General features: G+C 30.4%; 27 protein-coding genes. 10 read left to right on the plus strand and 17 right to left on the minus strand.

Annotated features, from left to right (window positions below):
• Window positions 1-92: 92 nt before the first annotated feature.
• Together L992_RS11380 and L992_RS11385 are read right to left on the minus strand one after the other, a co-directional pair.
• The gene (locus L992_RS11380) at window positions 93-1,079 is read right to left on the minus strand and encodes a bile acid:sodium symporter family protein (protein ID WP_047384365.1); all 987 of its coding nucleotides are present in this window, start codon (window positions 1,077-1,079) and stop codon (window positions 93-95) included.
• 305 nt (window positions 1,080-1,384) lie between these two features.
• Window positions 1,385-1,708 (minus strand): hypothetical protein, encoded by a 324-nt coding sequence (locus tag L992_RS11385; protein ID WP_047384364.1) that lies wholly within the window; start codon window positions 1,706-1,708, stop codon window positions 1,385-1,387.
• A gap of 232 nt (window positions 1,709-1,940) precedes the next feature.
• Here L992_RS11385 and L992_RS11390 point away from each other — a divergent pair, with 232 nt between their 5' ends.
• The gene (locus L992_RS11390) at window positions 1,941-2,855 is read left to right on the plus strand and encodes an SAM-dependent methyltransferase (protein ID WP_047396365.1); all 915 of its coding nucleotides are present in this window, start codon (window positions 1,941-1,943) and stop codon (window positions 2,853-2,855) included.
• A 50-nt stretch (window positions 2,856-2,905) separates the two neighbouring features.
• Here the strand turns inward: L992_RS11390 and L992_RS11395 are convergent, their stop codons facing one another.
• The 11 genes from L992_RS11395 to L992_RS11445 all read right to left on the minus strand — a co-directional run bounded on the left by L992_RS11395 (window position 2,906) and on the right by L992_RS11445 (window position 14,041).
• Window positions 2,906-3,316: a DUF1499 domain-containing protein gene (locus L992_RS11395; protein WP_052191835.1), complete on the minus strand. Its 411-nt coding sequence runs from the start codon at window positions 3,314-3,316 to the stop codon at window positions 2,906-2,908.
• Window positions 3,317-3,384: 68 nt separating this feature from the next.
• Window positions 3,385-4,743, minus strand: a complete 1,359-nt coding sequence (locus L992_RS11400) for a CehA/McbA family metallohydrolase (RefSeq protein WP_047396366.1) — start codon at window positions 4,741-4,743, stop codon at window positions 3,385-3,387.
• Window positions 4,740-5,612, minus strand: a complete 873-nt coding sequence (locus L992_RS13210) for an MBL fold metallo-hydrolase (protein WP_052193986.1) — start codon at window positions 5,610-5,612, stop codon at window positions 4,740-4,742. The genes L992_RS11400 and L992_RS13210 overlap by 4 nt, the downstream gene beginning before the upstream one ends.
• A gap of 6 nt (window positions 5,613-5,618) precedes the next feature.
• Window positions 5,619-6,422 carry an ABC transporter permease gene (locus L992_RS11410; RefSeq protein WP_047384358.1) on the minus strand — a complete coding sequence of 268 codons (804 nt, stop codon included), beginning with the start codon at window positions 6,420-6,422 and terminating at the stop codon, window positions 5,619-5,621.
• Window positions 6,423-7,286: a phosphonate ABC transporter, permease protein PhnE gene (gene phnE / locus L992_RS11415; RefSeq protein ID WP_052193987.1), complete on the minus strand. Its 864-nt coding sequence runs from the start codon at window positions 7,284-7,286 to the stop codon at window positions 6,423-6,425.
• Window positions 7,270-8,019: a phosphonate ABC transporter ATP-binding protein gene (gene phnC, locus L992_RS11420; protein ID WP_047396369.1), complete on the minus strand. Its 750-nt coding sequence runs from the start codon at window positions 8,017-8,019 to the stop codon at window positions 7,270-7,272. Before phnC ends, phnE begins: the two co-directional genes overlap by 17 nt.
• Before the next feature lie 43 nt (window positions 8,020-8,062).
• On the minus strand, window positions 8,063-8,983 hold the full coding sequence (locus L992_RS11425) for a PhnD/SsuA/transferrin family substrate-binding protein (protein WP_047384355.1): 921 nt from the start codon (window positions 8,981-8,983) through the stop codon (window positions 8,063-8,065).
• 23 nt (window positions 8,984-9,006) lie between these two features.
• A complete protein-coding gene (locus L992_RS11430) occupies window positions 9,007-10,281 on the minus strand; it encodes a histidine-type phosphatase (protein ID WP_047384353.1) in 1,275 nt (424 codons plus the stop codon).
• Between the two features lie 157 nt (window positions 10,282-10,438).
• Entirely contained in the window at window positions 10,439-11,305 is an 867-nt protein-coding gene (locus tag L992_RS11435; protein WP_052191832.1) for an ROK family protein, read from the minus strand.
• Between the two features lie 11 nt (window positions 11,306-11,316).
• Window positions 11,317-12,681, minus strand: a complete 1,365-nt coding sequence (locus L992_RS11440) for a sucrose-6-phosphate hydrolase (RefSeq protein WP_081982902.1) — start codon at window positions 12,679-12,681, stop codon at window positions 11,317-11,319.
• On the minus strand, window positions 12,671-14,041 hold the full coding sequence (locus tag L992_RS11445; RefSeq protein ID WP_047384351.1) for a sucrose-specific PTS transporter subunit IIBC: 1,371 nt from the start codon (window positions 14,039-14,041) through the stop codon (window positions 12,671-12,673). Before L992_RS11445 ends, L992_RS11440 begins: the two co-directional genes overlap by 11 nt.
• Before the next feature lie 266 nt (window positions 14,042-14,307).
• On the opposite strand from L992_RS11445, the gene L992_RS11450 reads away from it, so the two are divergent.
• From L992_RS11450 to L992_RS11485, 8 genes are all read left to right on the plus strand, one after another.
• The gene (locus tag L992_RS11450; protein WP_047384350.1) at window positions 14,308-15,294 is read left to right on the plus strand and encodes a LacI family DNA-binding transcriptional regulator; all 987 of its coding nucleotides are present in this window, start codon (window positions 14,308-14,310) and stop codon (window positions 15,292-15,294) included.
• A gap of 45 nt (window positions 15,295-15,339) precedes the next feature.
• On the plus strand, window positions 15,340-15,903 hold the full coding sequence (locus tag L992_RS11455; RefSeq protein ID WP_047384349.1) for a sugar O-acetyltransferase: 564 nt from the start codon (window positions 15,340-15,342) through the stop codon (window positions 15,901-15,903).
• A 166-nt stretch (window positions 15,904-16,069) separates the two neighbouring features.
• Window positions 16,070-17,260, plus strand: a complete 1,191-nt coding sequence (megL, locus tag L992_RS11460) for a methionine gamma-lyase (protein WP_047396371.1) — start codon at window positions 16,070-16,072, stop codon at window positions 17,258-17,260.
• A gap of 49 nt (window positions 17,261-17,309) precedes the next feature.
• On the plus strand, window positions 17,310-17,885 hold the full coding sequence (locus L992_RS11465; protein WP_047384346.1) for a 2-oxoacid:acceptor oxidoreductase family protein: 576 nt from the start codon (window positions 17,310-17,312) through the stop codon (window positions 17,883-17,885).
• Complete coding sequence (locus L992_RS11470) at window positions 17,885-18,187, plus strand: 4Fe-4S binding protein (protein WP_047384345.1); 303 nt, start codon at window positions 17,885-17,887, stop codon at window positions 18,185-18,187. Before L992_RS11465 ends, L992_RS11470 begins: the two co-directional genes overlap by 1 nt.
• 15 nt (window positions 18,188-18,202) lie before the next feature.
• Window positions 18,203-19,453: a pyruvate ferredoxin oxidoreductase gene (porA, locus tag L992_RS11475; RefSeq protein ID WP_081982906.1), complete on the plus strand. Its 1,251-nt coding sequence runs from the start codon at window positions 18,203-18,205 to the stop codon at window positions 19,451-19,453.
• Window positions 19,454-19,458: 5 nt separating this feature from the next.
• The gene (locus L992_RS11480; protein WP_047396374.1) at window positions 19,459-20,397 is read left to right on the plus strand and encodes a thiamine pyrophosphate-dependent enzyme; all 939 of its coding nucleotides are present in this window, start codon (window positions 19,459-19,461) and stop codon (window positions 20,395-20,397) included.
• 136 nt (window positions 20,398-20,533) lie between these two features.
• On the plus strand, window positions 20,534-22,054 hold the full coding sequence (locus tag L992_RS11485) for a hypothetical protein (protein WP_047396376.1): 1,521 nt from the start codon (window positions 20,534-20,536) through the stop codon (window positions 22,052-22,054).
• A gap of 141 nt (window positions 22,055-22,195) precedes the next feature.
• Here the strand turns inward: L992_RS11485 and L992_RS13680 are convergent, their stop codons facing one another.
• On the minus strand, window positions 22,196-22,333 hold the full coding sequence (locus L992_RS13680) for a nitroreductase family protein (RefSeq protein ID WP_197053428.1): 138 nt from the start codon (window positions 22,331-22,333) through the stop codon (window positions 22,196-22,198).
• A 160-nt stretch (window positions 22,334-22,493) separates the two neighbouring features.
• Here L992_RS13680 and L992_RS11490 point away from each other — a divergent pair, with 160 nt between their 5' ends.
• Window positions 22,494-22,817 (plus strand): helix-turn-helix domain-containing protein, encoded by a 324-nt coding sequence (locus tag L992_RS11490; RefSeq protein WP_047384340.1) that lies wholly within the window; start codon window positions 22,494-22,496, stop codon window positions 22,815-22,817.
• Between the two features lie 86 nt (window positions 22,818-22,903).
• Here L992_RS11490 and L992_RS11495 read toward each other — a convergent pair whose 3' ends face one another.
• The 3 genes from L992_RS11495 to L992_RS11505 are packed head-to-tail and all read right to left on the minus strand — an operon-like array spanning window position 22,904 to window position 24,630.
• Window positions 22,904-23,314 carry a MarR family winged helix-turn-helix transcriptional regulator gene (locus L992_RS11495; RefSeq protein ID WP_047384339.1) on the minus strand — a complete coding sequence of 137 codons (411 nt, stop codon included), beginning with the start codon at window positions 23,312-23,314 and terminating at the stop codon, window positions 22,904-22,906.
• Entirely contained in the window at window positions 23,304-24,305 is a 1,002-nt protein-coding gene (locus L992_RS11500) for a hypothetical protein (RefSeq protein ID WP_047384337.1), read from the minus strand. Before L992_RS11500 ends, L992_RS11495 begins: the two co-directional genes overlap by 11 nt.
• Window positions 24,295-24,630: a hypothetical protein gene (locus L992_RS11505; protein ID WP_156110695.1), complete on the minus strand. Its 336-nt coding sequence runs from the start codon at window positions 24,628-24,630 to the stop codon at window positions 24,295-24,297. Before L992_RS11505 ends, L992_RS11500 begins: the two co-directional genes overlap by 11 nt.
• Window positions 24,631-24,707 lie beyond the last annotated feature (77 nt).

Below are 24,707 nucleotides of genomic sequence, written 5' to 3' on the forward strand. Positions count from 1 at the left end.
AAAGATACTTTCTTCATTAATTTGAAAAAAGTATCTTTCCTATTAAACTTTATTAGTTACTAGCTGAGTAGTTACAACATAAAAATCTCCCCCTATTCGTATTGTGTATTTTTTATATAAACACCCTTTTTTAGTTTTAAATCTTTAGAGAATATATTTGCCAATAATGAACCAGAAATAAGATGTACAACTACTGCAATAGCAGAAGGTAAGGCAGTTAATGGATTGTTAAATTGAGCTGATAATCCAATCGCTAATGAAGCATTTTGTAAACCAACTTCAATTGAAATAGTTTTTCTTTTTTCAACTCTCATCTGAACAACCTTAGCAATTATGTATCCCACAAAATAGCCAATCCAGTTATGTAGGCATACAGCTACAATCAAAATAAAACTAGAGCTCAAGAAATTCTGTTTATTTGGTGCAACACACATTCCATTAATTAAAATCACAATCATAATTGGAAAAATTACAAAAACTTTTGTAAATCTTTCTAGTCGATCTTTCACAAAAAATCTAACCAAGATTCCTAACATAGATGGTAATAAAACGATTTGAAGAATACTGAAAAACATAGTTTTATATTCTATATTTAACCATTCTCCAGCTAAGTACATTGTTAATAGTGGAGTTAATAAAGGTGAAATAAAAGTTGAAACAGTTGTCATAGCTACAGATAAAGCTACATCTCCTTTAGCAATATATGTCATCACATTACTCACAGTTCCACCAGGGCAAGCTCCTAATAAAACCAGTCCTATTGCAAATGCAGGAGGAAGATTAAAAGCTTTTGCTAAAACAAATGCGACTAGAGGCATCACTGTATATTGAGCTAAACATCCAACAAAAACATCTTTATACTCAGTTATAACTAACCTTACATCTTTTAAATTTAATGTAAGCCCCATTACAAACATTGTGATTCCTAATCCGATATTAATAAGAGATTGTCCCATTAGTCTAACTTTACTCATCTGAACAAAAGGTTCTGGCTTTAAAAGTGAAAATACCGAGACTCCAACAACTAATAAGATAAAATATTTACTTAAAAAATCACTCAATTTATTAACATATTTCATTTTTATCAACTCCCGACAGATTATTAAAATAAAAAAAGCTTAAACCAAGGGCTTAAGCTTAAAATTTTTCTAATCCGCTCAAGCCTTGATTGTTAAAAACTAAAACAAGGCTTGAATTTTAAGAGGAAATAATCCTACTAACTTCAAACCACAGAGCATATTATTATTATTATCAGAATAAGAGCAGCTAATGTTTTTTTGTTAGTATTCATAATTTTTCCTCCTTTTTTATTTTTGTTAAGAGTTATACTATTCTATTTTTATTCAGTTGTCAAGAAAAAATAAAAATTTTTTTTCATATTTTTTCAATATAAACTTTTTCTACTTTTTTCTAGAACTTTTAAAAGCTTTTGGAATATTTTTTTATCATACTCTAAAGCAAATATTCCAATATTTTCTAGATACTCTCTTATAGATTCATTACGTGTTAAAGAGCAAAGTCCTAAATTTTCAAATTCAATTAAACAGCTTTCAGAAGATTCTGTTATTAAAACCTTTCCATTTTTTTCTAGACATTCTTTTATAAATTCATATGTCTCAGTTGATGAAAGGATCTCAAATTCTTCATCGATTTCTATATCAATTTTTAGATTTTTATCTAGTTTTTTAAAGTTTTTAAATATGTTCATAACTACTCTCCAGTAAATTTATTTGCTATCTATAAATATTTTACATCATATTTGACTTTTGTGTAAAATATGTGTAAAGCAAAAATTTTAGTAATTTTTTTGATAACATTATAGTTTAAATATATCATCTGAACTAGGTGAATAGTCAAGTTTTTTCTTTTCCTTCTTGAGAATATTTGAATAAAATGATATATTATAAACTTAGAAGAATATAATTTTTTAGGAGTGATAGATGTTTATTTATACAATAGTTAATATTGGAAGTGAAAAATCTTTAAAAGAGGAGGTTGCTTTAAAATATCCTGAACTGAGTTTTGCATACTCTAGACCAGGATATATAACATTTAAAGATAACAGTGGAAAATTAAATATAGATAGTAAACTTAATTTAGTTTTTGCTAGAGCGTATGGAATCTCTTTAGGTAGAACGAACCCTGAAAATTTAGAAGAGGAGATTTCAAAGTATAAAGCAGATGTGACTCATAGATTCTCTCTTATATCAGACGAAAAATCTGGAGAAACAGCTAATTTAGGAGATACGATTTTAGATGTTATTGAGGTTAAAGATGGAGAGTTCTGGTTAGGAATGAGAAAGGTTTATGCAGATTCGTGGAGAGTTATTGGAGCTAACCCAAATCTTATACTTCCTGAGGCTGCACCTTCAAGAGCTTACTTAAAAATAGCTGAAGCTCTTATTTGGACTAATTATGAGTACAGAGGTGAGGAGAGTGTTCTTGAACTAGGTTCAGCTCCTGGTGGAGCAAGCTATGCAATGCTCGAGAGAGGCTTTAAGGTATACGGTGTAGATAATGCCCTTATGGATGAGGATCTTTTAAAGAATCCAAACTTTAAACATATAAAAGAACCTATGCAAAAAGTTCAGGATAACGATGTTCCAAGACCTTGTCATCTTTTAGTTTCAGATGTAAATGTTTTACCATCACTTATTTTAAGCCAACTTAAAAGATTTATGTCTATAAGGCCAGGAATTCACACGGTATTTTATACTTTAAAAATAGGAGATAAAATCTCTGTAAAAGAAGTTCTAAAACATATTGATACATTTAAAACATTCGGTTTTAAAGAGGTTAGAGCAACTCAACTGCCAAGTAATAAATCAGAAATCATGCTTTATGGAAAAAAATAGAATTAAAAAATAGAGGGATCCTTATAGTATCCCTCTATTTTATTAGATCTTTATTTTAAGGCTTCTCTTATTTTTTCCAATCTTTTTCTATTCACTCCAAAGTCATACCAACCAGTTTGAGCAGCGGACCTTATATTTATTATATTTTTATCCGGTTCAATCTCAAAATCAGCGATGTCTTCAAATCCGAAAAATTTGCTATAAAAAGCTACTTTTAAAAAATTTTGGTTATTTTCTAAAATTTTTCCCTCAAATTTTTGAATTACTTTGATAAGATTTTCTTTGATGTCTTCATTTTTATTATTTATAGATATAGGCTCAATATAATGTTTTGAGTCTTTAGATTCACTAGAAACACAGTTAGGTTTATTAGGACAATCTTTTAACATGGTTTTATCACTTCCTTCCCCCAGTAAAATTGAAAAATAACAAGTAAAAATTATAATGAGATTCTTTTTCATAACTTTTCACCTCTTTATCTTTAGTATACCTTATTCTTCAATAAAAAGACAAATTTTTGTTAAAAGATTTATTTTCTGATATCTAGCCATTCTTTATTAGTTTTCGCAATATTTCCAAAGAATATCGGATTTGTAATTATAGCTATACTATTATCTTTATACCCTTCTATTCTAAAATAACTGTTTTGAGGAAGATTAATCTCGAGATTAATTTTGTCTCCTTCAATTTCAGAGTGAATTTGACCATTGATAATTATTTTCCAAGTAATATTTTCTTTGGCAGAAAGATTACATTCGATAAGATTGCTATTTAAAGTTTCGCCAAAGAAAATCTCTTTTTTATTATTCTGAGTAGATATTTCATGTAAGCAAAGATTCAATTCACCAATAGTAGATATATAATTTTTTCCAACTTTTAAACTTTGAAGTAGATTGTTCACAGTAAATCCATTCATATGTACATAGTTTAATGGTTTTCCTAAGAAGCTTGAATTTTTGTCAACGAAATCAGTATGAGAATCACTTCCACCAACAGCAAATATTTTATACCCACTCATTAACAGACCATCAAAAGCTTTTAAAGCATCAATATTAAACTGAGTTTTTTGATTATTATAAGGAGAGTTTAAAACTTCAATTAAGTCAAAACTAGTTAGATCGATGTTGTAATTAACTCCCATAGTAGCATTTAAAGGATGATTCATAACTACAAGAGCATTTTGCTTTTTAACCCATTCAAATATAGTTTTTAAAAGTTCAGGTCCAACTTTTTTTCCCTTTAAGAAAGCAGGATAATCAGGCAGAGTTTTTAATCCTAAGAAATTGAAATGTCCATTTTCCATTAAAGTAAGTTCAGTTGATGGAATGATTGGTGAAATACTTAATGGGGTTTTAGTAGAAATAACATTGTGGTCAGTTAAAAATATAAAATCTAAATTTAAATCTTCAATACCTTTTGGTAGAGTTTTTAGCTCGAGTAATCCATCAGAGAATTTCGTATGAGCATGAAGCTCTCCTTTATACCATTTTTTTTCTTTCGAAAATTGATTCTCATAATTAAATCTAGATATATCCATAAAAGCTGAAGATTTATTCATATCAACATCCTTTAGAATTTCTAGTACAAACATCCCTTTAAACATATAAGGTTTAGTTATTTCAAGCTTCCATATTCCATCTGTAAGTTCTCCAGGAATAGCACAATTAGAACTATCTTCAAAGTTTTTACCACTATAGAAAATTTTTTCTTTAGCTTTAAATGTTGTTAAAATTCTAATTTGACCATTAGGATCTTTTAAAGTCACAGGGAAGTGTTCATCCGGACAATTTTTTAAAAATAAAATTATATTTTTTTTAAGATTTCTTAAATTAAGGTTAAATGTTAAAACTTCACACTCTTTTTCTGTGAATATACCATTTAAAATCATAGTGCATCATCATTTTCATTGTATATTGGGCTCACATACTCCATAGAATCGTAGGCGACAGAGATATTAAAAGGTAGTTTTTTAACTAACTCTTCAATCTCTTTATGGGTTTTCATAGGATCATGTCCAAAATGCGTTACAATTATAGGAGTTTTAGAGTTGATAGATTTAAACTCTTCAAGTTTTGTTAAAACTTCTTTTAAGGTTTTTAAATCTAAATGATCAACATTATTTTTGTTACAATCTAAGAAAGTACACTCTATGACAATGCTATCAAATCTATAATTTTTTATAAAATTAAATGTTTTTTCAGAATAAACGCCAGTATCTGAGGCATGCAGTCTTGTAGAATTGTACTTATCTTTAATTATAAAGTTCATACCTAGCTCTCCCGCGTTAAGCCCCGTATGTCTAGCTTCTATTGGAGTAAACTCAAATCCTTCAAATTCGAAGGGTATAAAATTTTTCATAGGAGTGATATTTAAGTGTTGTGTTCTTTCAATTAATTTTGCTTGATGCTTAGGTTTAATACCTTTTTTTATTTCGGAATTAAGCCATTCATAAGAGATTTCATTAATAAAGACATGAACAGAATCTTTTATTTTTATTAACTCTTGGATATCTAAGTGATCGTTATGAGTATGAGATAAAACGATTCCTTTGATCTTGTTAAAATCTATTTTATTTTCGATAATTTGAGTTCTAATATCAGGTGAGAAATCTAGCAAAATTTTATCATCTAATAAAAACGATGATCTTTTTCTCAGATTTTTTCCTCCTAACTCTCTAATTTTTTTACAATAGTCACAAGAACAAAATGGATCAGGAATTCCACTAGCAGATCCAGTTCCTAAAAATATAGTTTTCATGTTTTATTAACCTCTTTCTGTATAATTTTTTAAAAGTGCTCCAGAAACTTCAACGAACACCGATATTGTTATTAATGTTATAAGAGCTGTTCCAGCAGCGTTAAAGTCATATGCCTTAATAAATTTAGAAACGATATATCCGATTCCACCAGCTCCAACAACTCCGATTACAGACGATTGAGCCATATTAGATTCAAATCTTAAAGCTGTCCATCCAGTTACAACTCTTTTTATATTAGGAACTACTGCAGCTTTCATAATATTAAACCAAGAAGCTCCAGTAGATCTTATAGCTAGAATACTTTCTTCTCCTAAATCCTCGATAGACTGTAAATAGGCCTTTGTTAAATAAGAAACAGTGTGAACGGATAAACCTAAAATTCCAGAGAAAGGTCCAAGTCCGATTGAAGAAACAAATATAACTGCCCAAATTAGAGATGGAACAGCTCTTATGAATGATAAGTAAGCTTTTATTCCTACTGCTAATGGTTTCCAAGGAGTTGTATTTGCTGCAGCTAAGAAAGCAAGTGGAAGTGAAAAGATCATTCCAACTAGAGTAGCGATAAATGCGATTTCAAACGATTCCCAAACAGCTATTAAAACAAACTTGAAAACAGTTAAATCAGGTCTTCCAAATTCAGCTAAAATACTTCCAAGTCTTGTCATTCCTCTAGAGAATCTATAAAAATCTAAATTTAATTTAAAGAATGAAAATACAAATAAAATCATGATACTTAACATTATTCTATTTAAAAATCTATCATTCTTATGATCTTTAATTTTAATTTTTCCAAAGTAGTTTTTATTCATTTAAATTATCCTCTTTCTTAAAATATTAGAAATTATCTCAGTAATAATAACACAAACAACAATTAAGATGATTCCCATAGCGGCTGTTTTGTATTTCATTAAGCTTAAATTATTACTGATGTACATTCCAACTCCACCAGCTCCAACTAATCCAATTATAGATGATGATCTAATATTGTTTTCCAAAGAGTAGATTGTCCAAGAGATAAATCCTGGAAGAGCTTGAGGAATAGCACCGAATCTAATAACTTGAATATATGACATTCCAGTTGCCTTCAGAGATGTTAAAAGCTCTAAATCAACTTCATCAATAGTCTCGTAATAGAATCTAGTCATACTTCCGATATTTCCAACAGTCAGAGCAATAACTCCAGTTGTAATTCCAACTCCAAAAGCAGGAACTAACATAAGAGCCCAAATGATATTGGGTACATTTCTGATTACGGTCATAAAACCTTTAACTACAGTTCTAATCCATTTTATATGCATTGTTTTTTCTGAACATAAAAATCCAAGTAAAAAAGATATAATAGATGAAAAGACTAAAGATACAACAGCAACACAAAATGTATCTAGCAGCGGAGTCAAATAATCAGTATAACTTTGCCAATTTACAGGGAGCATCTCTTCAGTTATGAAAAATACAGCTTCAGGTAGTTGTTGTAAAAATACTGGAAAAGAAAATTCCATTCTTTGTGCAATTAGAAGATACACAAGAGATATTCCACCAAGTACTAACAAATCAGTTTTAGCACTAAAGAACTTGATAATAGATTTAAGAAGTTCTTTATTTGGTAAATTTGTAAACGGTTTAGTAAAAATATTAAAAGGTTTAATAAGAGTTCTATTAAATGTTTTGTCCATAAATCTCACCTATCTTTTCTTCTGTAAGATTTTCTGGAATATCATCAAAAATAATTTGTCCCTTATTCATTCCTATTATTCTAGTAGCATATTGTTTAGCAAATTCAACTTGGTGAAGGTTAACAATACATGTAAGATTATCTTCAACACAGATATTTTTTAAAGTTTCCATAACAACTTCAGATGATTTAGGATCTAAACTTGCGATAGGTTCATCTGCTAATATTAATTTAGGATTTTGTGCTAGAGCTCTAGATATACCAACTCTTTGCTTTTGTCCTCCACTTAATTCAGATGCTTTCTTATAGCAATGATCCTCAAGACCTAATCTTTTTAATATGTTCAAAGCTTTTTCTTTATCTTCTTCAGAATAAAGTTCAAAGAATCCTTTTAGGTTAGACATATATCCAAGTCTTCCATGAAGAACATTTTGAACAACTGAAAGTCTTTCAATTAAGTTGTAATGTTGAAAGATCATTCCCATCTCTCTTCTTACTTTTCTTAAATTTCCACCAGATATTTTAGATATGTCTTTTCCGTTAAAAATAATTGCTCCACTAGAAAGAGGATTCATCGCGTTTATAGATCTTAATAGAGTTGATTTACCAGCTCCAGACGAACCTATAATAGCTACAAATTCACCTTTTTTTATATCTAAATTTATATCAGATAAAGCTAAAAATTTATTATCATACGTCTTGTTACCATTCTTTATTGAAACTATATTTTCCATTTTTCTCCCTTTCACTAATTAAATTATTTATTGTTTTATAAAATTAATCTGTACTGATTTCTGTTAAATTAAGATTTTTCATAACTTGCCCAATAATATCAAAATCTTTAGTTTCTACTTTTATATGTTGTTCGCCATCTTTTTTACCATAGAAGTTTTGCATAAAATTAGGATCATTGTAATTTAAGAAGAAGTTTTCTAACTTTTGTTTTAACTCTTTTGGTAAGTCTTGTTGTACTAACCATAAGTTATCAGGAATAACAGAACTTTTATAAATAATCTTATGATTATCTGGTGTAAAGAACTTTCTATTTTTTATGTATGAGTTAGATGATATAACTCCGATATCAGCATCTTTATCAAGTAAAGCTCTAACAGTATTAGTCGTTGATCCTGTTTCATAAGGTTTAAACTTAGTATTGAAATCATTTGTATCTTTTATAATTTTACTTGTAATAAGGTCATTTACTGGCCAAAGGTATGTTGAACCAGATGATTGTTTTGTATAAGCAAAAGTGTATGGTCTAGTTGGATTAATTAAATCCTCTTTTGTAAATCCATTTATATTTGTATCGGGTCTTGTGATGAAATATGAGAATTTTCCCCAGTATTCTTTGTTTCCATCTTTAGCAAAAGAGATAAGTGGTTCAATCTTAGTTCTTTGAGATGTTATGAAGTAAGGCATAGCACCAGTGTATGCAATGTCAGTTCTATTTTTTTTAGCTCTTAAAGATTCCCTTAATGCCATATCAGATGATGGTTCGAACCATTCTACTTTCATTCCAACACTAGCTTCTAGATCTTTCAAAAATTGATCTTTAGCTTTAACTTTCATTTCAAGATCCTCATCAATTCCGAAAGCTATAACTAATTTTTGTTCTCCACTGTCTTTTTTTCCACAACCAGATATAAATAAAGATGTTCCTAATAAACCAAGTGTTAATACTTTTTCAAATCTTTTCAATTTAATTCCCTCCAGATTATAGATTATTTTAATTTTGCTTCGTAGAAACTTTTAACGTCATTCCATTTATAATAAGGTTTCATAGAGCTATTGATAGGTAAACTAGCCTCTTTTTCATTGTGAAGCATTTTTACGATAACTTCGTTTTTATCATTTGTATAGAATAGCCACTGAACATTTGTTGACATTCCAGATACATCTCTACCTAACCAAGTTTTGTAAACATCTTCAACTTTATCTTGTTTAACAGCCATTCCATTAATTTCTAAAAGTGTTATGAATGGAATCATTGTTTCAGCATGTGCAAATCTTAAGTTTGCAGTTATATTTTTGTTAGCAAGAGCATTATCACTTGTAACAATGAAGTCTTTTAATAAAGGTAACGCAATTGTAGTAGCAATATCTTCTCCGTTTTTTCCAGGTCCTTTTTCGTAGAAGTCGTATAAGTTATCTACCTCTTCATACCATTTCAGTTGGTCTTGAGAGAATAATTTACCTATTCCTAAATCTACTCCGATATTAGATTGAATAATATAAAGGTCATAAATATTTCTAACAGCATCTGTAGGAGTTTTTAAAACAGATTTTCCTTTAGCGTCTTTTAGATTGAATTCCCCTTTTTCAAGTCTTGCGATAAACTCTTTTGAGAATAGTTTGTTTAAAACTTCATTGTTAAAGTCTTTACTTTTTGCATATTCTTTAACTTCTTTTTTCCATTTTCCATTATCAGCAAACTCCTCATATTCAGGAGAAAGGTCATAGAATCTTAATATTTCATCTTTTTCTCCATTTGTAGAAATTTTAAAGTTAGTTGCAGGAGTATATTTTGCTAATTCTCCCATAAAAGCATCTCTACTTTGTTGAGCTCTTTCTACATGCGTAGAACTAGCTATGATTTCTCTACCAAAGATATCTTGATTATTTTCGTAGAATCTTTTTGCAATTCCTCTTTGCTCTTCTGCTCCAACCTCAGTTAGAAGTCCATAGTTTCCTTTTTCAATCTCCATAATTTTGGCAACATTTTCTTTTAATTTAAGACCTTCAGGAGTGATTCCTCCATCTTTTTCAGCTATTGAAAGCAGTTCAAAAACAGATATATCATATTTAGGTGAAGAAAGATGTCTAGATCCATGTCTTCCTAGGTGATTGATGAAAAGTGGTTTATATCCTTCAGGTATAGGAGTAACTACTGATTTTTCAAAGTGATAAGGTTGTTTAGTTCCTAGGTACTCAAAATCTGAAGCATAAGCCATTGATGCACAAGCTCCAATTAGAAATAAAGTTGTTTTAATATTCATTTAATATCTCCCTGTATATAAATTTTTAATTATATCTATTATATAAGTAAAAGGTTAATACAAAATTAAAATAATGTAAAAAGTATGTTATTTTATATACATTAGGATAAATAAAAAAGAGCTATCATTTCGATAGCTCTTGTTATTTATATTTTGATTAGATATTTAAAGCCAAAGCGATAGAACCTAATAATCCAGCATTGTCTCCAAGACCAGGAGGGACAATATAATTATCTATATCTTCTAAAATCTCTTTAGTTTGAACATAGTTATTTAACAACTCTTTAACATTTTTTCTAATTAAAGGGAACAATTGCATCTGTTTCATAACTCCTCCACCAAGAATTATTTTTTCCGGCGAAGCAATTAAAATATAGCTCATAAGTGCTTGTGCAATATAATAAGCTTCAATTTCCCATGCTTTATGATCAACAGGTAATTCATAAGCTTTAACTCCCCATCTTTCTTCAATAGCTGGACCTGCAGCTAAACCTTCAAGACAGTCATGGTGGAATGGACATTTACCAGCATATGTATCCTCAGAATGTCTTCTAACAAATATATGCCCCATCTCAGGATGTAGCATACCGTGAACTAGTTTTCCAGAAGTAAGAAGACCTCCACCGATTCCAGTTCCAATAGTTAAATACAAGCAATTTTTTAAACCTTTTGCAGCGCCCCAAGTTGCTTCTCCAAGTGCAGCTCCATTTACATCAGTATCGAATGCCATAGGCACATTTAGATTTTTTTGTAACTCTCCAATTAAATTAAAATCGCTCCAATATTTTTTTGGTGTTTTTGTAATGTATCCATAAGTTTCAGACTCTGGATTTGGATCGATTGGACCAAATGATCCAACACCAATAGCTTCAACTCCTTTATCTTTAAAAAAGTCGTAAACTTTTTGTAAAGTAATTTCTGGTGTTTCAGTAGCAAAGCTTACTCTTTCTAATATCTCCCCATTTTCAGTTGCAATTCCGCAAACGAATTTTGTTCCTCCAGCTTCAATAGCTCCTAATTTCATTATACCCTCCATTAAATTCTAAAAAACTTTATCATAGGTATAGTAAACACCATTTTGGTCATAATTTCAATACCTAAACTACTTTTATTTGGATAAATATTTGCAGTAAATACTTCTTCACCATCATTTAAAAATATTTCAACAGATGATTTATCCATAAAAATATGAATTTTTTCTAAATTTTGCAAAGTACAGCTTCTGTTTCCTGTGTATCCTGTTCCAGAATGATTTCTATCTAAGGTAGCTTTTTTATTTTTGAAATCATAGGAGAAAGTAGTTTTTTCGTTTTCATTTTTTCTTAAATCTATTTTGAAATCTGTATCTAGATTTTTTAAATCAATAATTAATTCATAAGTATCTCCACTTATTCCTAAATTAGAAAGATCAAAACTATTTTTAACTTTAATTTCTTCAAGTTGAATTTTTTCTTTTCTTAATTTTTTTAAATTAGGATGCGGAGTTTGGAAAATTTTATTATTTTTTATCTCCAAAGTTCTTGGTAATGTTAAAGAGTGTATCCAATTTTCTTTTTCAATTGTAGGATGATCTAACTCTTCAGGCATTCCCATCCATCCTATTAAAACATTTTTATTATATTCATCAATAAAAGTTTGAGGAGCATAAAATTCAAAACCACGATCTAATTCTATAAAATCATTTTTATTTACTTCATCTAACTTTCTTATAATATAACCTGATTGATATCTGTTGTTGTACAAATCTCCGTCTGCATCTATTCCTTGAGGAGAGAAAAGTAAAGCTGAGCTTTCTTTATCAGTTATAAAATCTGGACATTCACACATAAATCCAAAATCTGCATTTATAACCTCTTTCTCAAAAGTCCAATTTATTAAATCTGCTGATGAAAATACTACAACTGTACCAGTCAAATCAACTCTTTGAGCACCTATAACCATTTTATAAATTTTGTTTTCAATAAAAACTTTTGGATCTCTGAAGTGACGAGTATATCCTTTTGGAATATCTTTATCATGTATAACGGGACCTTTTTTTTCGAAATGTACTCCATCTTTAGAGGTTGCTAAGCATTGATAGCTCTCTCTAACTCCATTATTTTTTACATTTCCAGTATAGAAAAGATGAATCTCTCCATCTTTTTCTATAGCGCTTCCAGAATAGCATCCATCTTTATCAAATGAGTCAGTTGGACTCAAAGCAACAGGGAGAGTTTCCCAGTTTATTAAATCCTTACTTCTTAAATGTGCCCAATGTTTTGCTCCGTGTTCACAAGCGTTTGGATTCCACTGATAAAATAGATGATATTCACCTTTCCAATAGATAAGACCGTTCGGATCATTTAGTAATCCGTACGGTGGTGCGATATGAAATCTACTTCTCCACATATTACACCTCATCTTTAAATCCAAGGATGATAGTTGCAGCTCCAGCTCCTATAAAGCTTATAAGCAAAGCAATTATATAGTTTATCATAGATTCGGGTTGAACAATAGAGATTCCAGGAATTCCAGTAACACCAACAGCGTTCATAGATACCTTAGTTAAAGTTATATATGCTCCTCCTAAAGCTCCACCAATAATAGCTCCAATAAATGGCTTTCCAAGTCTTAAGTTAACACCAAATAGTGCAGCTTCTGTAATTCCTAAAAGACATGAAAGTGCAGCTGGAAGAGCGATAGATTTCATATTTGTACTTTTAGTTTTAAAGAATACAGCCATTGCAGCTCCACCTTGAGCAACATTTGCCATAGACCAAAGAGGTAGTAGGAAATTTTTTCCAACGTTTGGATTAGCTAAAAGATTAGCTTCTATAGCATGGAAGCTGTGATGCATTCCAGTGATAACGATAGATGAGTAGCTTCCACCTAAAATTATTCCGGCAAAAACTCCTAAAGTTGTGTATATATATTGTAGACCGAAAGATATCCCATCTCCGATAACTCTTCCTAAAGGTCCAATAATAGTTATGCTTATAAATCCAGTTATAAGTATTGTTAAAAATGGAGTTACAATAATATCTAGCATATTAGGTACGATTTTTCTTAGATTTTTTTCGATTAAACTCATAACCCACACAGCAATCAGTATAGGTAAAACAGTTCCCTGATATCCAATTTTAGCAAAATTCATTCCAAATAGATTGAAGTATCCAGATATTCCATTTCCAACAGTCCAAGCATTTTGTAGAGCTGGATGTATTAAAATTCCTCCAAGGGCAGCAGCAAGATATGGATTTGCTCCAAACTCTTTTGCAGCAGAGAAAGCTAAGATAATAGGAAGGAATACAAAGGCTGTATTTGAGAACATATCAAGTAGTTCAAATAGCGACGAATCACCAGCAAACCACCCGAAAGTTTTCCCCATCCCTAAAACACCCATTAGTAAACCGCTAGCTACAATAGCTGGGATAATAGGTACAAATATATTTGAAAGTGTTCTAGCAAATCTTTGGAAAACGTTAAGATTTTTCATTTGATCTTTTTTTACATCTTCTAAAGAAGATTCTTCTATTTTAGCTTCACCTAAAATAATAGCACAAACCTTATTAACAGCTCCTTGACCCAGTATAATTTGTAGTTGTCCATTAGAGAAAAAAGCTCCTTTGATATCAGAATTTTTCTTTAAGTTGTCTAAACTAACAAGAGCTTGATCTTTAACAACAACTCTTAATCTAGTTGCACAGTGTCCAACAGTTGAAAGGTTATTTTCTGTTCCAATATTCTCAAGAATAAATTCAGCAGTTTTTTTATAATCCATTTTGAAACCTCCAAAATATAAAATTATTTTTCAATATGGGAACGGTCCCACATATGATTTAATATATTATATTTTTTACAAAAAGTCAATTTTTAATTTTTGTAAAACAGATATTTTAAACTAAAAAAAGTCTTAAGGTTTGTTTTATGAACGAATATATCTTTGTAAAATATATTTTTTTTGATAAAAATTGAAAAGTTAAAATCAATAGGTTATAATTTAAATTAATAGTTTTATAAAAAAATTTAGAGAGATGTGAAAATATTATGAAGAAAAAATTAACGATTAAAGAAATAGCAGAACTTTCAGGCGTGGGAAAAAGTACTGTCTCTAGATTTTTAAATGATGGATACGTCAGTGAAACTGTAAAAGAAAAGATAGAGAGAGTCATATCGGAAAACAATTATGAACCGAATGTTTTTGCTAGAGGAATAAAAGCTAAAAACAATAGATTTATAGGAGTTATTGTCCCATGTTTAGATTCAACAATTACCTCAACAATTTTGATGCAGTTAGATAATAGACTTAGAGAGTTAGGGTATATACCTTTAATAATAAATACAAATCATGATATCTCGTTAGAGTTAGCAAACTTAGAGAATCTTTCAAGATTAAAAGTTGAGGGAATAATATTGGTTGCTACAGAAGTCAGAGATGAACATAAGATATTTGTAAAAAAAAGTAAAATTCCAGTACTGTTTGTTGGACAGATTTGTGACGAAGCATATTCGATAGCAAATGATGAAATTGGTGCAGGAAAAACAGTTGGGAGTTATGTAGCAAAATCAGGACATAAAGATATTTTGTATGTAGGAGTAAATGAAAAAGATATCCTGGTTGGAAGTATTAGAAAAAGAGCTGTTATAAATGAGCTAAAAAAATATGATTGTGATGTGCAGATAATTGAAAGTGATTTTAGTTTTGACAAAACTGAAGCTTTAGTTTTTGAATATTTGAAAGATAACAAAGTTACATGTATAATATGTGCAACAGATAATATGGCTTTTGGTACAATTAAAGCGTTGAATACTTTGGGAGTAAAAATTCCAGAAGAAGTTTCTGTAGTTGGATTTGGAGGTTATAAAGTTTCAGATATAATTATTCCTTCACTTACAACAGTAAGATTTTTTAATGAAATGACAGGAAAGCTCGCAGCAGAAAGTATCGTAAAGTTAATTGGAAATCTAGAGATTGAAAAACTTCAAAGCATAGGTTTTGAGTTTTTAGAAAGAAAAAGCGTTGCAAAAATATGAAATTAATTGTATCATACAGACATTTGAAACTAAAGGGGGAAGCTTATGAAAACTGAAAAAGAAAAAATGATAGCTGGAGAGATGTATAATCCAACAGATGCACAACTTTTAAAAGATAAAGATGATGCTAAAAGATTTTGTCAAAAATATAATTCAACAGATGATACAAGCTATGAAATTAGAAAAAATTTAATGAAGAATTTTTTAGGAAAAACAGGAGAAAATTTACATATCGAATCTAATTTTAGATTGGAATATGGTTACAATATAGAAATTGGAGAGAATTTCTATGCAAATTATGATTGCTTACTATTGGATATCTGTCCAATTATAATAGGAGATAATGCAATGCTAGCTCCGGGGGTACATATATATTCAGCAACTCATCCAGTTGATCCAACAGAAAGAAACTCAGGGAAAGAGTATGGAAAGCCAGTAAAAATTGGTCATAATGTTTGGATAGGTGGTAGATCAGTTATAGCACCTGGAGTAACTTTGGGAGATAATGTTGTTGTAGCAGCAGGATCTGTTGTAACTAAAAGTTTTGGGGACAATGTAGTTATTGGTGGAAATCCAGCTAAAATTATAAAGCATATCGAAGTAAAATAGAGAAAAAAATAGAGAAAATGAAAAGCAAGCAAACTGATTCTTGCTTTTTTTTATTGCAATAAACATTCTAAAAAAAGTGTTATAGAACAGTTTTTGGTCTAAATGTTTGTTAAAAATATATAAAGGTGTATAATGTTGGCATAAGATTGATATGGAGGCGGTAGTTATGAATAAAAATATTAAAAGTGGTTTTGGAACTACATCTATTCATGGAGGAAGTACAAAAAATCCATTTGGAACTTTAGCAACACCAATTTATCAAACATCAACTTTTATATTCGATTCAGCTGAACAAGGTGGAAGAAGATTCGCATTGGAAGAGGATGGATACATATATTCTAGACTAGGAAATCCGACTGTGACAGTTGTTGAAGAAAAATTAGCTCTTTTAGAAGAGGGAGAAGCAGCATTAGCTACAGCTTCAGGAATGGGAGCTATCGCTTCAACTATGTGGACAGTTTTAAAAGCTGGAGATCATGTTATTTCTGATAAAACGCTTTATGGGTGTACTTTTGCACTTATGAGCCATGGGCTTACAAAGTTTGGAATTGAAGTTGAGTTTATTGATACATCAGACCTTAAAGCTGTAGAGAAAGCTATGAGAAGTAACACAAGAGTGGTTTATTTAGAAACACCAGCAAACCCAAATTTAAAAATAGTAGATATAGAAAAAGTTGCTGAGATTGCTCATAGAAATGATAATACACTTGTAGTTGTAGATAATACTTTTGCTACTCCTTATTGTCAAAAGCCTTTGACTTTAGGTGCTGATATTGTTGTTCATTCAGCAACAAAATATTTAAATGGTCACGGAGATGTAATAGCAGGATTTGTGGTAGGTTCAAAAGATTTAGTAACACAAATTAGACTTGTTGGAGTTAAGGATATGACTGGAGCAGTTTTAAGTCCAATGGATGCTTATTATATAATTAGAGGAATGAAAACATTAGAGATTAGAATGGAAAGACACTGTTCTAACGCGAAAAAAGTTGCAGAATTTTTAAATACTCATCCAAAAGTGACAACAGTATTCTACCCTGGACTACACACACACCCAGGTCACGATATTGCTGTTAAACAGATGAAAGATTTTGGTGGAATTTTTGCATTTGAATTAGAAGGTGGAATTGAAGCTGGAAAAACTTTATTAAATAACTTAGAACTTTGTTCGTTAGCAGTTTCATTGGGAGATACAGAAACATTAATTCAACATCCAGCTTCAATGACGCACTCACCATATACAAGAGAGGAGAGATTAACAGCTGGAATTACAGATGGTCTCGTTAGAATATCTGTTGGACTTGAGAATGTTGAGGATATTATAGAGGATTTAAGAAAAGGTTTAGAATTAGTATAGTTTTCAAGAAAACTAAACGACTAAAAGATAATAAAAAAGGTGGTAGGGTATGAGCAAAATGGTAGAGATCAGATGGCATGGAAGAGGTGGACAAGGAGCAAAAACCGCTTCACTTCTTTTAGCCGATGTAGCATTTAGTAGTGGAATGTATGTTCAGGGATTCCCAGAGTATGGACCAGAAAGAATGGGAGCACCAATAACAGCTTATAATCGTATAGGAGATGAACCAATCAGAGTTCATTCAAATATTTATGAACCAAATTTTGTAGTTGTAGTAGATGAAACTTTAATAAAATCTATTCCTGTAGAAAAAGGATTGAAAGATGGGGGAGCAATAATAGTAAACAGTGAAAGAACTGTTGATGAAATTAGAGCTGAACTTAGAGGATATTCAGGAAAAGTTTTTGTTTGTAATGCTAGAAAGATATCTGAAGAGTGTCTAGGAAAAAACTTCCCAAATACGCCGATGCTAGGAGCTGTGGTAAAGGTTAGTGGACTTATTGCAGAAGATGAATTCATACAGAATATGGAGGAGTCATTTAAACATAAGTTTGCTAGTAAGCCTGGAGTTTTAGATGGAAATATGTGTGCATTGAAACGTTCGATGGATGAGGTGGAAGGATAATGAAAAATAAAAATGGTGTAATTATAGATGAAACTATCTCTTGGAAGGATATAACTCCTGGAGGAGTAGTTTATGAATCTGGAAGTGCGGAAAATTTTAAAACTGGAGATTGGCGAACAATGAAGGTTGAGTTTATAGAGGAAAATTGTAAACAATGTCTTCTTTGTGTTCCAGTGTGTCCCGATTCATCTATTCCGATGAAAGATGGAAAAAGAGTTGATTTTGACCAAGACCATTGCAAAGGCTGCGGAGTATGTTATGCAGTATGCCCATTTAAAGCGATAGAGTTCACAAAGGCGTAAAAAGGAGTGGAGTAAATGAGTATAAGAGAAAGAATGTCAGGAAACGAAGCCGTAGCAACAGCTATGAGACAGATAAACCCAGATGTAATGCCAGCATTTCCAATAACACCATCGACAGAGATACCTCAATATTTCTCGAAATATGTAGCTGATGGAGTTGTGAACACAGAGTTTATACCAGTAGAATCAGAGCATAGTGCTATGTCAGCTTGTATTGGATCACAGGCAGCGGGAGCTAGAACAGTTACAGCAACATCATCATGTGGTCTTGCATTAATGTGGGAGATGCTATATGTTGCGTCATCAATGAGATTACCAATAACTATGGCTCTTATAAATAGAGCTTTAACAGGACCAATAAATATAAATGCAGATCATAGTGACTCAATGGGTGCTAGAGATACTGGATGGATTCAAATATATAGTGAAACAAATCAAGAAGCGTACGATAACTACATTCAAGCTGTAAGAATAGCAGAGCATCCAAGTGTTCAACTTCCTGCTATGGTCTGCCAAGATGGATTTATAACAAGCCATGCTGTGGAGTGTATAGAGATTTTAGAGGATGAAAAAGTTAAAAAGTTTGTTGGAGAGTATGAACCAGAGGATTACCTTTTGAACTCAGCTAGAAAAATAGCTCATGGGCCATACGATACGGCAGCTTATTATATGGAGCATAAAGTTCAACAAGCTCATGCAATGATAAATGCAAAAAAAGTTATAAAAGATGTAGCAAAAGAGTATGAGGAGTTGACTGGAAGAAAATATTCATTCTTTGAAGAGTATAAAATGAATGATGCAGATGTGGCTATTATAGTTTTAAACTCAACGGCTGGAACAGCTAAAGCTGCGATTGATGAATTAAGAGCTGAAGGAAAAAAAGTTGGTCTTATAAAGATAAGAGTATTTAGACCGTTTCCATTTGATGAATTAAAACATGCTTTAAGTGGAAAAAAAGTTATAGGAGTAATGGATAAATGTGAAGGATTCTCAGCTGCAGGAGGACCACTTTTTGCAGAGGTGAGATCGGCTCTTTACGATTCACATGATAGACCAGAGATTTTCAACTACGTTTATGGACTAGGTGGAAGAGATGTAACTGTTGATTCTATAAAAACAGTTTTCAATGAACTTCTTCATGAAGCACACTCAAAGGAACTTTTAGAAAATGGAGTAGAGATTTTATCTCACTCAGAGCAAATTTTATCTGACACAAATGACTTTGAAGTAAGAAGAGTTTACAGACACTTAGGAGTAAGGGGGTAGTTCACATGGCATATAATTTTAAAGAACAAATGAATAAACCAGAAAGATTGACTGGAGGACATAGACTTTGTGCTGGATGTGGAGCAGGAGTTGCAGCAAGAGCTATGCTTAGAGCTTTAAAAGTTGAAGATGAAGCTGTTATTTCAAATGCAACAGGATGTTTAGAGGTTTCAACATTTTTATATCCATATACGGCTTGGAAAGATTCGTTTATACATTCAGCTTTTGAAAATGCTGCTGCAACAACAAGTGGTGTGGAAGCAGCATACAAAGCTTTAAAAAGAAGAGGAAAATTAAACGATACTTATAAATTTATAACTTTTGGTGGAGATGGAGGAACTTACGATATTGGATTCCAATCACTTTCAGGTGCTATGGAAAGAGGTCATGATATGGTTTATGTGTGTTATGACAACGGAGCTTATATGAACACAGGAATTCAAAGATCGTCAGCTACACCTAAATTTGCAGATACAACAACATCTCCTTTAGGAAGAGAAAGTGATGGAAAACCACAAGGAAGAAAAGATTTAACAGATATAATGGCAGCACATAACATTCCATATGTTGGTCAGACAACATTTATAGGAAATTTTAAAGATATACAAGAGAAAGCGGAAAGAGCTATTTATACAGAGGGAGCAGCTTTTATGAACGTTCTTGCACCGTGCCCAAGAGGGTGGAGATATCCTCCTGAGAAATTGATGGAAGTTTGTAAATTGGCTGTTGAAACTTGTTATTGGCCACTGTTTGAAGTTATAAATGGCGAGTGGAAACTTTCTTACAAGCCAAAAAATAAGTTACCGATAACAGAGTTTTTAAAAATTCAAGGAAGATTTGCACATCTTTTCAAACCAGGAAATGAACATCTTTTAGAAGAGATTCAAAAAGATGTAGACAGAAAATGGGAAGCACTTTTAAAAAGATGCGGTGAGGAGATTTAAAAGTATAAAATTTAGCGATTTATTTCTTTAAATTTATTAAAGAGATAAATCGTTTTTTTTATTCGAAATAGTTTAAAAATATTTAAAATATGTTATACTTAAATTAGTTAAAAAATTGACTGATTTTGGAGGGATAATGGTAGAAAATATATGGGAAAATAGTGAAAATAAAAGAGTTGTTAGCTATTTTGATAATGTTATAAAAGATGGAAGTTTAAATCAAACTTTGATAATTCAAAATATAATAGATACACATATAGGAGAAGAGATTAGAGTTCCTAGCGGAACCTATTTGATAGATTACTTGAATATTCCAAATGGAACTCATTTAAGAGGTGAGATAAATACAGTTTTTATGAGTAATCTAGAGGATAAAGTTATTAGAATTTTAAGTGGAGTAAGTTGTTTAATAGAAAATATTCATGTTTCTGGAAAAAATGAGGTTATTAGACCGACAGCTAAAGGAAATCAAATTGGTTGGTATTTAGATGGGTGTTTATCTGTAACTTTAAACAGATGTTCTGCTAGTGGTTGCAACGATTCTGGAATAAAAATAAAAAATACAGGATATAGTTCATCAGCACAATATTATAAAGTTCCAATTTTAAATAATTTTAAAGCATTTAGAAACTATATTGGAATAAAAAATGATGTGAGAGGTGAGTACTGTCAATTAAATGGTTGTATCTCAGCTGAAAACTATATCGGATACTTTACTGGTGGTGGAAACAATATGGTTTCTAATTCACAGTTTAATAGAAATCAAAATGGTGCTAAAGTAGTTGGAGGAACAACGGATGGTGTTACTTATCCGAATAATTCACACGCTTCTTTCACTGGTTGTCAATTTAACCATAATATAGATGACTCTATTAGATTTGAGAATGTAGAGGTAGGTTATATGCTAACTGGTTGTCAATTTTTTGATGGAGATATAGTTTTCAAAGGTTCAACAAAGGGTGTTATTATAAATGCCAGTGAAGGTGGAACTTGGAGTATAAACAGTGATTCACAGAATCAAAATATGCTTTCAAACTGTTTCTTCTATACAAAACCAAGTGGAAATTGGGAAAAAAATTTAGTTCATAAAAATAATATTGGAACAGGAGCAGTTGTAGAAGATACTCCAACAGTTGAAATTAATATAGATGAAAAAGATTTAATTTTTAAAGCTAGATATGATTTTTATAGAACTTCAAATAGAGGTGTGAGTAGTTGGAGTGCAGGAGGGCCAAATATATTTTGGGGATGTAAAGATGTTGTTGTCTCACCTAAAAAATATGTGGGCTATGTTTTAATTAGGGTTATGAATTATAAAGAAGGAAGTATGAAAGAGTGCTCACTAAGTGTTGTAGATGCTGCAACAAATATTCTTTTAGAAAATTTATTAATAAAGTATATTCCTGAGATAAGAAAGATTGATGGAGAGTATTATGCTCTTATGCCTGTAAAAAAAGAGTTTGATAGACATATCTATTTTATAGCGGGAGTTAATAGAGGAAACTCTACAAGTGAAATGGGAATGGCTTATGGAAGAATCAAATCGAGTAGTGCATTTGCATATTTTGGAACATCAATGCCAACGATAGGAGCGACAGTACCTTTAAATACAAATGAAATAAATTGTGAGTTAATTATTTGTCAAGATTATAGATAAAAAAAAATCCTTCTAATAACTTATTAGAGGGATTTTTATTATTATTTCATAAAAATAATTCTTCCATCTTTACGAGGTTTTGCTTTTGGAATCTCTGTATCTGGATAGCCTAGAGCTATATGGCAAACGGGAGAAAAACTCTCATCTATATTCAGATTCTGCAGAAGGAGCGTATTCTCCAGCTTTTAAAATTAAGTCTAAATCCTTTTTATTAATCTCTTTGGAACTGAACTTTCTAATAGATCTTCTTTCTAATATACATTTAATAATTTCATTCATAATCTCACTCTCCTTAAAAAATATATTTATATTATAGCGGATATATCTTAATTGTAAATTAGGCACCTTTTTGTTAGCTAGTAACCTTTTTGTAACTGTTGACAGAGTTCTAAAATATTTGTTATACTCAAATAAAATAAAAATTTTAGGGGGGATTATCGTGTTAACAAAAGAAGAGTTACCAGAGTGCCCAGTAGCAACAACAATCCAACTCATTGGAAATAAATGGAAACTGTTGATTATAAAAAATTTACTTCATAAAACTTTTAGATTTAATGAGTTGAGAAGAGACATTCCGGGTATTAGCCAAAAGGTTTTAACGGAGAATCTTAAATCTCTAGAAAAAGATGGTCTTATAAATCGAAAAGTATATCCTGAAGTACCACTAAGAGTAGAGTATAATTTGAGTGAAGTAGGAAATAGCTTGAGGGGAATTATCAAGCATATGGAATTATGGGGAATAGAATATAAAAATAGAATATAAAAATAGAATATAAAATATTGCATCCAAATAAAAAAAGCTGTAGATAGTAACTTGTCTACAGCCTGAAACATTTAAGATAATTCTTATTATTTTTCATTATAAACTTCATTTAAGATTTTCATGAGGTCCTCACTTAAAAACTTCGATGCTATTTTTTCATATACTATATTTAATTCATTTATAATAGAATCTATAAAGGAACACATTTTAAGACCATCTTCTGTAAGAGAAACAGAATAACTTCGACCATCTTTATTTGAAGAATTTTTTTCAATGAAATTCATGTCTTCTAATTTCTTTAAAATTTTACTAACGGATGGTTTTTCAACTATTCCCATTTCGAAAATCTCTTTTGGCGTTATTTCAGAATTCTCTTTTATTTTCAAAAGAATAATAGCTTGAGAAGCTTCTAAATCTGTATCTTTTAAATGATGATTTAGATATTTTTTTTGATATCTATTTAATTTTGAAATTAAGGCAGCTAAATTATTTTTCATATTTATTTCCTCCTAAACTTATTAGAAATTTGATTAAGATTGAAGAAGCAAGTAGTACAAAAGTAATTTGTAATGCTCGAGTTCCAGCCTTACCAGCAATATCACTTTTTGGATTCAGATATAAACAAACTGGTAGAATAGTAGCTGCAATAAGTCCATTACCTATAGTTTTATGTATGTTTGTTTCTCCATAATACTTTAAGTATAACATTGGAAAGAATATCAATGAAAGAGAAAGAGTAAAAAAGAAGATAGATTTACTTAGACCAATAACTAAAAAAGAATATAGGATGGCAATAAAGCAACCTAAAATATGTGTTTTTATTATTAACGGTGTCATTGCTTGGATTTTCTTCAAATCTAAATTTCCATACATAATAGCAAGAGTGGCAAAAGCAAAGAAAGCATCTTTGATATCAAATAATATATAAAGAAACCACGTTATTGAAACTAAAATACTAATTAAAACTACAAGATATAAATTTATATTAGGAGTTTTTTTATCTAAATCAATTGCTTTTATTTTTTCTTCTTTTGAATTAGGAAGAAAAAGTAGGATAAAAAACCCTAAAATTCCTCCTAAAGTAGTAACAATAAAAACGTCGTAGACCATAGTTTCAATATTTAAATTATTATATGTTGAATATATTGTTGTGAAAGAATATCCTAAGATAATATTAGAAGATATCTTTGGATTTAAATATATATAATAAAAACAGCTAAAAAATATACTAAAAGTGAAAATAAAAAAAAGTATAAATTTTTCTTTAAATATTTCCGAGGCAAGAAGACCAAATGCGGTAGCAATAACAAGCCAACAATTTTGTTTAATAAAATTTTTAAAATTAAATACTTTCATAGTTGTAACTGTACTTAATGCTATTATAGGAATTTCAAAACTAAAACTATATGATGTATATTTACTAATGGTTATTCCAAGAACAATAGCTAAAAGACTTCTTAAAATATCTTTAGTGTAATCAGTAAACATAATTAAACACCCTTATAATATTAATCCACAAATTTGCCAAAATAGAATAAAACAAACTATTATTTTCAGGAAGTAGTACTACTGAAGCTTTAGAGCCACTAGATAGATTTTTGATTAAGTCAGATCTTTCAATTTTTATAGTAACTCTAATTTTTCCGGGATCTCTAATCCAACGATTATCGTCAACTATATTAACGAGAGTATTTGATGTAGAAAAACCTTCAGCGAGAATAGGAGTTATTTTTTGAACTTCTCCTTTTATTATATTTTGAGAAGCGCCATCAAAAAGAATAAGAGCTTGTCTTCCCTTTATTATAGATTTCAAATTTTTTGGGAGTATACCAAATTTAGTGTAAATTAACTTCTTAGCTATCAAATTTTAAATGTCCAAATAGGCTATCT

The organism is Cetobacterium sp. ZOR0034 (genome assembly GCF_000799075.1).
Classification (GTDB): domain Bacteria; phylum Fusobacteriota; class Fusobacteriia; order Fusobacteriales; family Fusobacteriaceae; genus Cetobacterium_A.